The sequence below is a fragment of the Flavobacterium buctense genome (assembly GCF_014486695.1).
GTDB classification, from domain to species: Bacteria; Bacteroidota; Bacteroidia; order Flavobacteriales; family Flavobacteriaceae; genus Flavobacterium; species Flavobacterium buctense.
The window spans coordinates 193,328-206,776 of the sequence record NZ_JACTAB010000004.1; the positions used below are offsets into that span (position 1 = coordinate 193,328).

Annotated in this window: 14 protein-coding genes; 11 read left to right on the forward strand and 3 right to left on the reverse strand. The window is 34.9% G+C overall.

Annotated features, from left to right (window positions below; genetic code table 11):
* The first annotated feature begins 2 nt into the window (after nt 1–2).
* A complete protein-coding gene (locus tag ICG50_RS08270) occupies nt 3–2,504 on the forward strand; it encodes a PIG-L family deacetylase (RefSeq protein WP_187660439.1) in 2,502 nt (833 codons plus the stop codon).
* A 110-nt stretch (nt 2,505–2,614) separates the two neighbouring features.
* On the forward strand, nt 2,615–4,336 hold the full coding sequence (locus ICG50_RS08275) for a sodium:solute symporter family protein (protein WP_187660440.1): 1,722 nt from the start codon (nt 2,615–2,617) through the stop codon (nt 4,334–4,336).
* Nucleotides 4,337–4,388: 52 nt separating this feature from the next.
* Here the strand turns inward: ICG50_RS08275 and ICG50_RS08280 are convergent, their stop codons facing one another.
* Nucleotides 4,389–5,240 carry a DUF2911 domain-containing protein gene (locus ICG50_RS08280; RefSeq protein ID WP_187660441.1) on the reverse strand — a complete coding sequence of 284 codons (852 nt, stop codon included), beginning with the start codon at nt 5,238–5,240 and terminating at the stop codon, nt 4,389–4,391.
* Nucleotides 5,241–5,373: 133 nt separating this feature from the next.
* Here ICG50_RS08280 and ICG50_RS08285 point away from each other — a divergent pair, with 133 nt between their 5' ends.
* The 4 genes from ICG50_RS08285 (at nt 5,374) to ICG50_RS08300 (ending at nt 8,152) form a co-directional block, all read left to right on the forward strand.
* A complete protein-coding gene (locus ICG50_RS08285) occupies nt 5,374–5,844 on the forward strand; it encodes an SRPBCC family protein (RefSeq protein WP_187660587.1) in 471 nt (156 codons plus the stop codon).
* Between the two features lies 1 nt (nt 5,845).
* Nucleotides 5,846–6,544: an SDR family NAD(P)-dependent oxidoreductase gene (locus ICG50_RS08290; RefSeq protein WP_187660442.1), complete on the forward strand. Its 699-nt coding sequence runs from the start codon at nt 5,846–5,848 to the stop codon at nt 6,542–6,544.
* Between the two features lie 9 nt (nt 6,545–6,553).
* Nucleotides 6,554–7,840 carry a cryptochrome/photolyase family protein gene (locus tag ICG50_RS08295; RefSeq protein WP_187660443.1) on the forward strand — a complete coding sequence of 429 codons (1,287 nt, stop codon included), beginning with the start codon at nt 6,554–6,556 and terminating at the stop codon, nt 7,838–7,840.
* A gap of 84 nt (nt 7,841–7,924) precedes the next feature.
* Nucleotides 7,925–8,152: a hypothetical protein gene (locus ICG50_RS08300; protein WP_187660444.1), complete on the forward strand. Its 228-nt coding sequence runs from the start codon at nt 7,925–7,927 to the stop codon at nt 8,150–8,152.
* A gap of 31 nt (nt 8,153–8,183) precedes the next feature.
* Here ICG50_RS08300 and ICG50_RS08305 read toward each other — a convergent pair whose 3' ends face one another.
* The gene (locus ICG50_RS08305) at nt 8,184–8,849 is read right to left on the reverse strand and encodes an HAD family hydrolase (protein WP_187660445.1); all 666 of its coding nucleotides are present in this window, start codon (nt 8,847–8,849) and stop codon (nt 8,184–8,186) included.
* Between the two features lie 24 nt (nt 8,850–8,873).
* Complete coding sequence (locus tag ICG50_RS08310) at nt 8,874–9,596, reverse strand: tRNA threonylcarbamoyladenosine dehydratase (RefSeq protein ID WP_187660446.1); 723 nt, start codon at nt 9,594–9,596, stop codon at nt 8,874–8,876.
* A gap of 425 nt (nt 9,597–10,021) precedes the next feature.
* On the opposite strand from ICG50_RS08310, the gene ICG50_RS08315 reads away from it, so the two are divergent.
* The 5 genes from ICG50_RS08315 to ICG50_RS08335 all read left to right on the forward strand — a co-directional run bounded on the left by ICG50_RS08315 (nt 10,022) and on the right by ICG50_RS08335 (nt 13,448).
* Entirely contained in the window at nt 10,022–10,705 is a 684-nt protein-coding gene (locus ICG50_RS08315; RefSeq protein ID WP_187660447.1) for a hypothetical protein, read from the forward strand.
* Between the two features lie 99 nt (nt 10,706–10,804).
* Complete coding sequence (locus ICG50_RS08320) at nt 10,805–11,527, forward strand: hypothetical protein (protein ID WP_222940173.1); 723 nt, start codon at nt 10,805–10,807, stop codon at nt 11,525–11,527.
* 67 nt (nt 11,528–11,594) lie between these two features.
* Nucleotides 11,595–12,056 carry a hypothetical protein gene (locus tag ICG50_RS08325; RefSeq protein WP_187660449.1) on the forward strand — a complete coding sequence of 154 codons (462 nt, stop codon included), beginning with the start codon at nt 11,595–11,597 and terminating at the stop codon, nt 12,054–12,056.
* Nucleotides 12,057–12,269: 213 nt separating this feature from the next.
* The gene (locus ICG50_RS08330; protein WP_187660450.1) at nt 12,270–12,695 is read left to right on the forward strand and encodes a hypothetical protein; all 426 of its coding nucleotides are present in this window, start codon (nt 12,270–12,272) and stop codon (nt 12,693–12,695) included.
* Between the two features lie 321 nt (nt 12,696–13,016).
* Nucleotides 13,017–13,448, forward strand: a complete 432-nt coding sequence (locus tag ICG50_RS08335) for a VOC family protein (RefSeq protein WP_187660451.1) — start codon at nt 13,017–13,019, stop codon at nt 13,446–13,448.
* Nucleotide 13,449 lies beyond the last annotated feature (1 nt).

Sequence of the window (13,449 nt, forward strand, 5' to 3'; positions counted from 1 at the left end):
CAATGCAAAAGCTTTACTCCTTATTCATTGCCTTTTTACTTCTAACTTGTCAATTTGTATTGGCACAACAACCTGTTAAACCTAATGCGGTTGAAATTTACAATCAAATTCAAAAACTAAATTTTTTAGGCTCAGTGCTTTACATTGCTGCGCATCCTGATGATGAAAATACGCGATTGATTTCTTATTTATCCAATGACAAAAAAGCCAGAACCGGTTATTTGTCCTTGACACGAGGTGATGGTGGACAAAATCTTATCGGACCTGAACTAAGAGAATTATTAGGCGTTATCAGAACGCAAGAACTAATTGAAGCTCGTAAAATAGATGGTGGTGAACAATTTTTCACTCGCGCCAATGACTTCGGTTTTTCAAAAAACCCTGAAGAGACCTTGAAAATTTGGGACAAAGACCAAGTATTAAGCGATGTAATTTGGGCCATAAGAAAATTTCAACCCGATGTAATCATCAACCGTTTTGACCATCGCTCTCCCGGAACAACTCATGGACATCATACTTCTTCAGCTATGCTGAGTTTTGAAGCTTTTGACAAAGCCGGAAATGCTTTGATTTATCCTGAACAATTAGAGTACGTCCGCATTTGGGAACCTAAACGATTGTTCTTTAATACTTCATGGTGGTTTTATGGCAGCAAAGAGAAATTTGAAGCCGCTGATAAAACCAATTTAGTCAATCTCAAAATCGGAACCTATTACCAATCGGTTGGGAAATCCAATCAGGAAATTGCGGCATTGAGTCGCAGTCGTCACCAATCACAAGGCTTTGGCTCTACCGGTTCTCGTGGTGAGGAAGATGAATATCTTGAATTTCTAAAAGGTGATATGCCGAAAGACAAAACCAATTTGTTCGAAGGTATCGACACTACTTGGAATCGTGTGAAAGGCGGAACTGAAATTGGTTCTGTCTTGACCAATGTAGAGAAAAACTTCGATTTTAAAAATCCGGCAGCCAGTATTCCGGAATTGGTCAAAGCTTTTGCCTTAATTGATGAGTTAGAAGACAAGCATTGGAAATACATTAAATCCGATGAAATAAAGAAAATCATCGCGGCATGTGCAGGTCTATATTTAGAAGCAGTTGCCGATACCCAAGAAATAACACCGGGAAGTCCTTTAAAAATTAAAATTGAAGTAATCAACCGAAGCAACATTCCTATGAATTTAAAGGGAATTGGTGCAGTACCGGTATATATGAGTGATGGACAAAACAATATTGCTTTAAAAAACAATATACCGCATACTGTAACTAGTACTTTGCAACTGCCAAACGACTTTGAATACACCAATGCTTATTGGTTAAACCAAAGCGGAACCAATGGCATGTATCGTGTGGACAATCAAGAAGAAATAGGCATACCCGATGTATTGCGTAGAGCAAAAGTGGGTTTCTGGATTGAAATAAATGGTGTTGAGATTCCTTTTGAACGCTATGTGATTTACAAATACAATGATGATGTTAAAGGCGAAGTTTATCAACCTTTAGACATAGTTCCTTTAGCTACTTCTTCCATCACGGAAAAGGTCTTTATTTTCAACAACGACCGAAATAAAACAGTAACCGTAAAAGTAAAATCCGGAAGAGATAATGTAAATGGGAATGTGAAACTGCAGCTACCTCAAGATTGGAAAGTATCGCCAACAGAAATACCGTTTGTAATTGACAAAAAAGGACAAGAAGTTTTAGCCGTTTTCACCGTTTCGCCTTCTGAAGAAGCTAGTGAAATTGTCATCAAAAGTATTGTTACAGTTAACAATCAAATATTTGACAAAGAAAAAATCGACATTAATTACTCGCACATCTACAAACAAATGGTTTTAAAATCGGCTGAAGCCAAAGGCATTCGCTTAAAAATTAAAACCAAGAACGAAAAAATAGCCTACATCATGGGTGCAGGCGATGAAGTACCCAAAAGCTTAGCACAAATGGGTTACGAAGTGCAAATCCTAAAACCGGAAGAAATATCGACTGAAAAACTACAAGAATTTGATGTCGTAATGACCGGAATTAGAGCCTACAATGTAGTAAGTGCTTTAGCGTTCAAGCAAAACATCTTATTGGATTTTGTTAAAAGCGGCAAGACGATGATTGTGCAATACAACACTACCGATGATTTGGTAACCAAAGAAATGACACCTTTTCCTTTGAAAATATCTCGTGACCGAGTTACCGAAGAAGATGCTGAAGTTCGGTTTTTAGCCCCGAATCATCCTGTTTTAAATTATCCGAACAAAATTTCCGCAGAAGATTTTAAAGGTTGGAAGCAAGAACAAGGATTGTATTATCCAAGTGAATGGGATGCCAACTTCACGCCTATCCTTTCTGCCAATGACAAAGGAGAAAAACCTAAAAATGGCGCTTTATTAGTAGCCAAATATGGCAAAGGAAATTACCTCTATACCGGATTGAGTTTCTTTAGAGAATTACCGGAAGGCGTTTCGGGTGCTTTTAGATTATTAGCCAACATGATAGCTATCGGAAAATAATATGGAAACAGAAAAAAAATCAGTTTGGAAAAATAGCTATACTTGGGTTTTAATTGCCAATGCTATTTACATTTTAATCTTCTTCTTATTAATGCAATTATTCTTCTGATATGCAACAACTCGACTGGATAATTTTATCGGTTACACTCCTTTTTATAGTTTTCTATGGTGTGTATAAAACCAAAGGAAGCAAAAATGTTGAAGATTATATTTTAGGTAACAAAGAAACACCTTGGTGGACAGTTGGTTTGTCAGTAATGGCCACTCAAGCCAGTGCTATTACTTTTCTTTCTACACCCGGACAAGCTTATCATGACGGAATGGGTTTTGTTCAATTCTACTTCGGTTTACCTATTGCAATGGTGGTAATCTCGATGACGTTTATTCCCATTTATCATCGCTTAAAAGTCTTTACAGCTTATGAATATTTAGAACAAAGGTTTGACTTAAAAACACGTTCCTTTACGGCAATTTTGTTCTTAATCCAACGCGGATTAGGTACGGGTTTAACCATTTATGCGCCTTCTATTATCTTGTCTTCTATATTGGGTTGGAATCTAACTTTGCTCAACGTTATTATAGGAATATTGGTAATTATTTACACTTTCGCCGGCGGAACCAAAGCCGTAAACGTTACCCAAAAACAACAGATGTTCATCATCATGAGCGGGATGTTTATCACGTTCTTTTTGATTCTTCATTTACTGCCAAATGACATGACATTTTCCAACGCTATGCATATTGCGGGTGCCAATGATAAAATGAATATTTTAGATTTCTCTGTTGATCCCGAAAACCGTTATACCTTTTGGAGCGGTATTACCGGAGGTTTCTTCTTAATGCTTTCTTACTTTGGCACTGATCAATCACAAGTTGGACGCTATTTATCCGGAAAATCAGATAGGGAAAGCCAAATGGGATTAATCATGAACGGCTTTTTAAAAGTGCCGATGCAGTTTTTTATTTTATTAACCGGCGTGATGGTTTTTGTGTTTTTCCAATTTAATCCGGTGCCATTGCATTTCAATCCGGTTAATCGAGATGCAGTCGAAAAATCTGTGTATGCCCAACAGTACAATTCATTGGAAACCCAATTAGCCCAATTATCGGAAGAAAAAAAGGAATACAACTTATTGTATATCGATCATTTGAATCAAAATTTTGACAATCCCATTCTCCGTCAAAAGCTGATTTCACTTTCAGGAAAAGAAAAAGATTTGCACGATCAAGCCAAAGAAATCATTGCTAAAGTTGACAGTAAAGCCGAAACCAATGATAAAGATTACGTATTCATCTATTTCATCTTAAACTATTTGCCTTCCGGTTTGATTGGGCTTTTATTGGCGGTAATCCTTTCAGCTGCAATGTCTTCTTCTGCTTCCGGATTGACTGCATTGGCTTCAACCACTGCCATTGATATATACAAGCGAAATGTAACCGGCGAAAAATCAGAAAAGCATTTTGTGAATGCCACCAAATATTTCACACTGCTTTGGGGAGCAATTGCTATCCTTTTTGCTTGCGTAGGTACATTGTTTGAAAACTTAATTCAATTGGTCAATATCGTTGGTTCCATTTTCTACGGAACCGTTTTAGGCGTTTTCTTAGTTGGATTCTACATCAAATTTGTAAAAGCCAACGCCATTTTCTACAGTGCCGTAATTAGTCAGATTACGATATTCTTTATTTACTACTTTACCATTCATATTTATCCGAACGGACAAGAAAAATTAGGCTATCTGTGGTTGAACTTTATTGGTGCCTCATTAACCGTTGTTTTATCGATTTTAATGCAATTAGGTTCAAAAGGAAAACGAAAAGTTATGGCATAAAAAAACCACGAATTCTAATGGATTTCGTGGTTATTTAGGTTGAAAGAAAAGATTATTTTTTACTCCATTCTTTAATACTATCGTTATTCATTTTAACATAATCACCATTGTTGGCTTTTTCTGCACCGGCTAATGACAATCTTGCCGTTTCAATTGCGCCCGATTTGTTACCTAATTTGGCTTGAATTAATGATTTTAATCTCAAGTGCCAAAAGGGAACATCGTCAGCTTTTGCCATAGAAATGGCTTTGTTTACATACTCTAAAGCTTTATTCAAATCGCCTTCTGATTGGTAAAAATACTGTGCAGATGAAAAATAATCCCCTGCAGTTGGTCCGGCTAATACTTTGTTGATACTGGCAATGGCCGCTTTTTGTGTTGGTACTTCAAACTTAACGGATACCATGGTTTTTTCCCATGAAATATCTAAAGTAGCGCTATCATTAGTCAAATTATTGATGGAAATAGTAAACGTTTCAACGTTGTTTCCTAATGAAATCGGATCAACGTTAGTTTTATAAGCTACTTTGTTTTCATCCCAATTTTCAGGTGTACCCCAATTTTCTGTATCAGTATAAAAGATAACTTCCCACATGTCGGCTTTAGGTGTAGTGAAAATGGCATATTTGCCTTTTTTCAAAGTCGATCCCTTGATTACTACATCTTCACTGAAAGTAACCATCGAATTTTGGTTTGCTCCCGTTCTCCATAATTTTCCAAATGGAACTAAATCACCAAAAACGGGTCTTCCTTTAGCACTTGGACGTGAATATTCAATCGTAACATCAGTCAAACCAACCACTTGGTTTACCGTTGATTTCGGACTAGGAGCCGGTGTTTTAACTTGAGCTTCAATTGTAAAGTTGGCTACTAGTATAGCCAAGGCAAAAATAATTTTTCTCATAATGTTTGTTTTAGTTTGTCAAAATTACAAATTGTTGGGCTTCAAAATGTTAATTTAAACTTAAATGAGAATAATTTTGTTTAATGTTTTATCCATTAAATTAAACAATCACTATCTTTACCAAAAAAAAGTAATGAAAGTATATACTTTACACACCAAACAAAACTTACCCATTTCAATTGAAGAAGCTTGGGAATTCTTGTCTGATCCAAAAAACTTAAAGACAATTACTCCTGAATACATGGGTTTTAAAACCCTTTCGGGTGATGACAGACCTATGTTTGCCGGACAAATTATACAATATATTGTAACTCCGGTTTTCAACATTCCGATGAAATGGGTTACTGAAATTACTCATGTAGTAGACAAAAAATATTTTGTTGATGAACAACGATTTGGTCCCTATGCGCTTTGGCATCATAAACACTTCCTACAAGAAATTCCCGGCGGTGTAGAGATGGAAGATATAGTAGATTATAAAATCCCTTTGGGAATCATTGGACAAATGGTTCATCCTTTTTTAGTAAAACCAAAACTAAATGAAATATTCAATTACCGCAGAAAGAAATTAATTGAATTATTTGGAGAATTTAAAACAGTATAACATGAAAAACATACTATTAATTGGTGGTTCCTACGGAATCGGATTGGCAATTGCCAAAGAATTACAATTTGAAAATAAAGTCTATATAGCCTCAAGAACTCACGAATTAATTGCCGATATGAATGTAACCCACATTCCATTTGATGCTACAACTGACACCTTAGATACCACAAAACTACCCGAAGTCATTCACGGTTTAGTATATTGTCCTGGCAGTATTAATCTTCGTCCGTTTCGCGGTTTGAAACCCGAATCTTTTGAAAGCGATTTACAAATTAACTTCCTCAGTTTGGTTAAAGCAATTCAAACGGTTTTACCTAACCTTACCGCTGCTGAACAATCAAGTATTGTATTATTTAGTTCAGTTGCAGCAAGTATGGGAATGCCTTTTCACACCAGTGTTGCCGCTTCAAAAGGCGCGATTGAAGGTTTTGCTAAAGCATTAGCCGCCGAGTATGCGCCCAAAATCAGAGTGAATGTTATTGCGCCATCGTTAACCGATACGCCTTTGGCAGAAAAGTTTTTGAGCAATGAGGAAAAAAGAGAAAAATCAGCACAACGTCATCCATTGAAACGTGTTGGTACTTCAGAAGATATGGCACAAATGGCTGGTTTTTTACTTGGAGATAAAAGCAGTTGGATTTCGGGACAAATATTCCCTGTAGATGGCGGTATGTCGACTTTATTGGTAAATGCATAAATTTGCAATATGAACATATTTTGGTTTAGACGCGATTTACGATTAGAAGACAATGTCGGACTTTTTCACGCCTTAAAAAATGGTGAAGAAGTTTTGCCTATTTTTATATTTGATGAAAATATTCTATCCCAATTGCGCAATGATGATGCTCGCGTAACCTTTATTCATCAGCAGTTAACCAGAATTCAGAGTCAATTAAATAAATTGGGGAAATCATTGGCTGTCTTTTATGGTGACCCATTTGAAGTTTACCATAAAATACTAAGTGAAAACGTTATAACAACAATATACACTAATCACGATTACGAACCTTATGCCCGAAAACGTGACTTAGAGTTGTTCCATTTGTTTAAAGAATACAACATCGATTTTAAAACTAGCAAAGACCAAGTAATTTTTGAGAAAAGCGAAGTGGTCAAAGATGACGGAACTCCTTATGTGGTCTACACTCCTTATGCAAACAAATGGAAAGAACACTTTAAAAAGGCACCTTTAGTCAACTACAATTCAGAAGATTATTTGGATAAAATAGCGCTTCACTCCTACCCGTTTTTGAGCTTAAAGGATATTGGATTTCTGGAATCGAAAATCAAAGTTACACCATATGATATTTCTGATGCCTTAGTCGATAATTATGAAGCAACACGCAATTTTCCTGCGATGAACAAAACATCCTATCTTGGAATATATTTGCGCTTCGGAGCCGTTTCTATTCGAAAAACAGTTGGGAAAGCTTTACAAAGTAAAAATGAAACTTTTTTAAAAGAACTGATTTGGCGAGAGTTTTTTATGCAAATCCTTTGGCATTTTCCTCACACGGTCAACAAAAGTTTCAAAGCGAAATATGACAGTATTCAATGGGACAATAACGAAGTGTTGTTCCAAAAATGGTGTGATGGCCAAACCGGTTATCCTTTTGTAGATGCAGGAATGCGTGAACTTAACGAAACCGGACACATGCACAACAGAGTGCGAATGATTGTGGCCAGCTTTTTGTGCAAACATTTATTAATTGACTGGCGTTGGGGTGAAACTTATTTTGCACAAAAACTGCTAGACTACGAACAAGCCAGCAATGTAGGCAATTGGCAATGGGCAGCGGGAAGTGGTGTTGATGCAGCGCCCTATTTTAGAATATTTAATCCGACAGAACAAATAAAGAAGTTTGACAAAGATTTAGTTTACATCAAAAAATGGATTCCCGAATTAAACTCACTTGACTATCCACAACCCATTGTTGACCATAAAGAAGCGCGAGAAAAATGCTTGCGAACCTACAAACTAGCGGTCGGATAAAAACCTTAGAGCAAATTGATAGACTATTAATAGCTTAACCGGTATTAATTGACTACCTTTCCAAATAACTAAATAAATAGTTTTATGAAAAATATTGGAATTTGCCTTAGTATGTTATCAATGGTTTTGGTAATGGCTTGTGATAAAAAAGAAGAAAAAACAACAGAAACAATCGAAACAAACACTATCGAAAAAGAAACTGTAATTGTTAAGGACACCGTTAAGGAAAAAGAAGAAGGTACTTCAGTCAAAGTAAACGGTGATGGTATTGATATTGATAGTGACGATGTTGATGTAGAAATCAAAAAGTAATTTTTCTGCTGTAAAAAAACAAAAAGCCGGTTTAAACCGGCTTTTTTATGCTTTTAATTTTTTCAAAACTCAATTGATTAAAATGTGTAATTACTATATCAGCTTGTGAATAATCCTGTAGTTTAGAATGAAAACTGTCATAGCCTACACAATAAATCCCAGCTGCTTTGGCTGCCAATATACCGTTGGTACTATCTTCAATAACAATACAATTTTCTACCGAAGTTTGAGCCAAAAATGCTGCGTGCTGAAAGATAGCCGGATGCGGTTTCGATCTAGGAAAGTCTTCTCCGGACACTTTATGGGTAAAATATTGGTCTAAATTAAATCGGTTGAAAATACGATTAATAGTCACTGTTGCTGAACTCGAAGCCAAAACCAATTGCATGCCATTACTATGCAATTCCTTGATTAAATCTTCTACGCCGTCTAACAAGTACAAGTCTTCTTTGTTGTCGAAAGCGTCATTGAATAAGTTACGCTTGGTTTGTACCAAAGTTTGCACGTCTTGTTCCAAATTAAATTCGGCTTTCAAACGCTCAAAGATATTCTTAGTCGAATTCCCCGTAAAGGAAGCATACATTTCGGGTGAAATATCGATGCCTAATTGTTTGAATTGCTGGTTGTATGCGTAATGGTGTACCGGTTCGGTATCTACAATTACACCATCCATGTCGAAAATTACGGTTTGTATCATTTTTAAGTGGCTGAGTGCCTGAGTTTATTTTTGTTTTTTAATCAAATATCTTATAACGGTTTCTGCAGCGTGTAACCCAAAAAGGCACGGTATCCAGCTGTTGGTTCCGTAAAATGACTTTTTGTAGTTTTTGCCATCCGTCAATTTCACACTGCTTTCATCGGGCATTTCGGTGGAAAAAACGGCTTTGATGCCTTTGGATATCTTAGCCTCTTTCAAGCGTTTGCGCATATTTTTGGCCAATGGGCAATATTCGGTTCTACTAATGTCGCGCACTTTTACTTTACTCGCTTCATATTTTCCACCGGCACCCATACTACTGATGACTTTTACTTTTTTGCGTTTGGAGGCAATCAATAAGTTTAGTTTAGGCGTGATACTGTCTATACAATCTAAAACATAATCAAATTCGGGTGTCACCAATTCAAAAGCTCTTTCCGGTGAAAGGAATTCTTCCAATCGGATTAAGTTTAGTTCGGGGTTAATGTCCATTAGCCTATCGCCTACAACGTGCACTTTGGGCATGCCTACGGTCGAATGTAAAGCCGGTAATTGTCGGTTTACATTGGTAATATCAACCACATCACCATCCACGATAGTCATATTGCCTACACCGGCACGCGCCAGGAACTCAGCAGCAAACGAGCCTACGCCACCCAGTCCTACGACCAATACATTGGCATTCTTTAAATTGTTTAATCCTTCTTCTTTAAATAAAAGCGCTGCTCTTTCTTGCCACTTAGCCATTTCAATTACAAATTGAGAATTACGAATTACGAACCAAGGCTTAAGCCGACAGGAACGATGTTAATTATAATTTTAAAGGTGCAAAAATAAGCAAAAAGGAATAGGAATTTGTAAAGTTTTATGGTTGCACGCTTACTGCACTTTTATTGGGCGTTTATAGGACGTTAATAGGACGCAGTAACTTTTTAAAAGGCCTTGCATAACCTTCCCATGGCTTATCTATGGTTTATTAGCGCTCAAAATTGGTGTTCACAAGCACATTTATAAGAATTTTATGTTAATAACTTGATTTAAATTCCCTATTGATGGGGATTGGTTGGTGGGAAGAAATTTGGTAGATTTGAGAAGAACAAATCTATTAAGGTAATAATTTATAATACTTATTAGAAAGTTATAGGCAACCCACAAAAAAAGTGAATAAAATCATGAAACTATATCTATTAATTCTATTCATAACATTTACAGTAAAAAGTGAAGCGCAAACTGAATTTGAATCCTTTCTTAAGTATGCAAAAAAAATAAATTTGCCTTATTCATCAATCTCAGAAAGTGATGATTTAGAAAAGACAAAAAAAGTTTTACATGCATCAGATAGTCTATTCATTATAACAAAGCTTAATAGAAAAGAACCTAAAGCTGTAAATCTATATGGAAATTCTCCTTTTGGTCAAATAGATTGTGAAGAAACAATCAGCAACATGGGGCAAACTGAGATAAATGACTGTTTAAAAATTTCTGAAATGAAGGAGATTGCAATTCTATCTTACATTAAAATTAATAACAATCATTATTTGTTACATTTAGAATTAACTAAAAAAGGGGAATTTGGGGAATCCAAAGGCATTTTAGTTAGCATGAATGAAAATGGTGATGTTATGGATTGGTTATTCTCAAACGGTAGTGCCAACAGTGGTAATCCAAATGGAAATGTACGAAGAGATTTTACTGTTCAAAAGGATTTCACTTTAGATATTGATGAAACATCTTGGGGTAACAATAATGTTTCATATGCATTTAACGCAAATTATGAAATAATTAATTATTCAATAGAAAATAGTGATTTCATAGTTGGTGAATTTAATTTGAAAAACTTAACTGTCAAATATTAAAGAATATCAGGTAAGGCAGCCTATAACAGCAGTTTGTAACTACTGCGCGCTTGGGCTTGTCCCGAATTTTCTCCGAAAATTCAAAAAGGAGTTTTATATTTGGAATCAACAGTAATAAATCATCGCAGCAGTTACAAGCTGCAAGACGTTATGCGTCAGTGTAAAAAACCTATCCAAATGAGAACATTATCAATTTTATTAATCTTTTACTTTTGCATATCTTGCAGTAAGAATGATTCGAAAACAGTTGAAAAATTTAATGGTTCTGAAAAGATTGACAAAACAGTTAATGACAATAAAATTAAAGATAATAGTCTGGAAATAAAAGTTTATCAAAATGAAGTAATGAAAGAAGAAGACATTCTTTTTAATGGTAAGTTTAAAAGATATTTCTCTTTAACCGAATTTTTAAACGTACTTGGGAAAGCCGACAGTATTAAATTAATGTCGGAATTAGAACCATGTTCATATATTTTTGAAAATGAAGATGGAAGTAAAGATACAGACGATAAATATCTTTACAAAAATGGTTCGCGATATGAAAACAACAAAGAAAAAGTTGCTGTTGATGAATTCAGATTCACCAAAAATAATTTCATTTCTTACAGAGGAAAGAAGCTAAATTCATCTACAACCATAAATGATCTAAAAAAACTCTTCCCAAAAGCAATTAAAAACATCAAAACTATTGATGTTCATGATGAAGGAAATCTCCAAGTCATTCAGTTGAGAGAAGATGAAAACAATGTTTCTGATGGACATGTAAATATGTTTATTAAAAGTGGAAAATTATATTTTATACATTGGTGGTTTCCTTGTTAAAACACCGAACGCATAACAGCCGTTAGCAGTAATTGTTTAGAAACTTCCGCTAAACCAATCATAAATCATGAAACAAAAAAAATATAACATCAATATCATCTCAAGAAGTAGATTAATATTTGTTATGGTTTTGATATTATGTTCAAGCACAATAATTATCAAAGATTATACTCCGAGAATTGACAATATATTCCTTTCAGTATTACAATTTATCTTAATTTATGCAACATCTTTTTTTATTGCAAGCCTTATCGCAACGGCAAAAATAAAAGTCATTCTAGCAGACGAAGGAATAATTCACATCTGGAAACGTAAATTCCTCTTAAGTTTTGAAAAGGATATAAAAATTCCTTGGAATAATGTTGACAATTATAGATTTGAAAGTGACAGAACTTGTGATAGCATAATTATCAACCTTACAAACAAAACAAAATATAAAATTGACAAGCTAAATATTTTGCCGATAAATGATGATTTTAAGAAACTTGAAAATGAGTTTTTAAAGCTTAATGGAAAGAACAGTAAGTAAACAACTACTGCTTACAGCGGTTTGTAATAATGGCTGGTTTTGGTCGTGTCAGAAATGTCTCGGCTGACTGAAATTTTAGTTATATTTGGAAACGCAAGTGAATGAGGAACGCCACAATCACAATCCGCGAAACGTTATGCACCAATTTCGACTCTCACTTTTCAAAGACGAATAAAAAATTTAGAAATTTCCGTTTACTTAAAAACATTCACAATGGAAAAATATAGTATTAAAGCAATTACAGCTTTTAGCCTTATAATCTTTATTGTTTCGTGTGACAGACCTGTTTGCAAAAACACAAATATCATATTTGAAAAATTTACTCCAGAAACAAAAGAATATAAAGATGAATTAATTAAACAGATAGAAAAAGTTGACAAAACTAAACTAACATATTGGATGAAAAGTTATCATGAAAATGATAATTCTCAATCTATAAATGTTAACATTCAAGGTGACAGTTTATGCGCTGTAATTGTATTGAAAATAGCTTCATCTAAAAACGGAATCGAAGGAATTCTTAAAAATAAAGGTAACGGTTATATTGGAGCCGAATTAAAAAACCTAAAGTTTGAAATTGAAAAAGATAGCGCGTCAACAGAATTTATTTTTGAAGAAATTAGTGGAATTATTGACTAAAAAAAACGGTGCATAACAGCCGTTTGAAACTACTGTGCGCTTGGACTTACTCCGGATTTTAACTCTGAATCAAAAGCAAAACACAAAATATCTTTCCTTGAAAAAAAGTGTAGCAAAAAAACAGTAGCAAAATAAAATGCTACAAAAAAATTGCTGCAAGGTTATTTAAGCATGATAACTGATGATTTGATTAACCAAAAAAACAGATTCAAAAGTAATCTCAGTGTAACCACTTCCAAATTCGTAATTCGTAATTTTCAATTCCCATTTTTGCCAATCATGTAAAAATTAAAACTATATTTAATCTCTAAAAAATACAAAATGGCAAAAATAAACCCTCACCTCCTTTTCAAAGGCAATACAGAAGCAGCTTTTGGTTTTTACCAATCGGTTTTTGGTGGCGAATTTACCACGCTGATGCGCATGAAAGATTTACCCGGTGATCCTGACAATCCACTTCCAGAAAGCGTGGCCAACAAAATAGTATTCATTGCCTTGCCCATAGGAAATTCAGATTCACTTATAGGCAGTGATGTAGGAGAACAATTTATGGATGAAGAACTGGTAACCGGCAACCGATATACCATTTCCATAACTGCCGAAAGCAGAGAAGAAGCCAATAAACTGTACAACGGTCTATCTGCCGGCGGAATAATAGAAATGCCTATGGATGACAGTCCGTTAGGTTCCTGTTTTGCTATGTTTGCCGATCAATTCGGTATTCAGTGGATGCTAAGTTTTGATCCTAAATAGC

What these genes read in the sequence shown, in the direction of transcription:
- ICG50_RS08300 (WP_187660444.1), top strand. Translation starts at nt 7,925, where the DNA reads ATGAAAAATATTGGAATTTGCCTTAGTATGTTATCAATGGTTTTGGTA.
- ICG50_RS08330 (WP_187660450.1), top strand. Translation starts at nt 12,270, where the DNA reads ATGGAAAAATATAGTATTAAAGCAATTACAGCTTTTAGCCTTATAATC.
- ICG50_RS08310 (WP_187660446.1), bottom strand. Translation starts at nt 9,596, where the DNA reads ATGGCTAAGTGGCAAGAAAGAGCAGCGCTTTTATTTAAAGAAGAAGGA.
- ICG50_RS08270 (WP_187660439.1), top strand. Translation starts at nt 3, where the DNA reads ATGCAAAAGCTTTACTCCTTATTCATTGCCTTTTTACTTCTAACTTGT.
- ICG50_RS08295 (WP_187660443.1), top strand. Translation starts at nt 6,554, where the DNA reads ATGAACATATTTTGGTTTAGACGCGATTTACGATTAGAAGACAATGTC.
- ICG50_RS08285 (WP_187660587.1), top strand. Translation starts at nt 5,374, where the DNA reads ATGAAAGTATATACTTTACACACCAAACAAAACTTACCCATTTCAATT.
- ICG50_RS08275 (WP_187660440.1), top strand. Translation starts at nt 2,615, where the DNA reads ATGCAACAACTCGACTGGATAATTTTATCGGTTACACTCCTTTTTATA.
- ICG50_RS08325 (WP_187660449.1), top strand. Translation starts at nt 11,595, where the DNA reads ATGAAACAAAAAAAATATAACATCAATATCATCTCAAGAAGTAGATTA.
- ICG50_RS08335 (WP_187660451.1), top strand. Translation starts at nt 13,017, where the DNA reads ATGGCAAAAATAAACCCTCACCTCCTTTTCAAAGGCAATACAGAAGCA.
- ICG50_RS08305 (WP_187660445.1), bottom strand. Translation starts at nt 8,849, where the DNA reads ATGATACAAACCGTAATTTTCGACATGGATGGTGTAATTGTAGATACC.
- ICG50_RS08315 (WP_187660447.1), top strand. Translation starts at nt 10,022, where the DNA reads ATGAAACTATATCTATTAATTCTATTCATAACATTTACAGTAAAAAGT.
- ICG50_RS08280 (WP_187660441.1), bottom strand. Translation starts at nt 5,240, where the DNA reads ATGAGAAAAATTATTTTTGCCTTGGCTATACTAGTAGCCAACTTTACA.
- ICG50_RS08290 (WP_187660442.1), top strand. Translation starts at nt 5,846, where the DNA reads ATGAAAAACATACTATTAATTGGTGGTTCCTACGGAATCGGATTGGCA.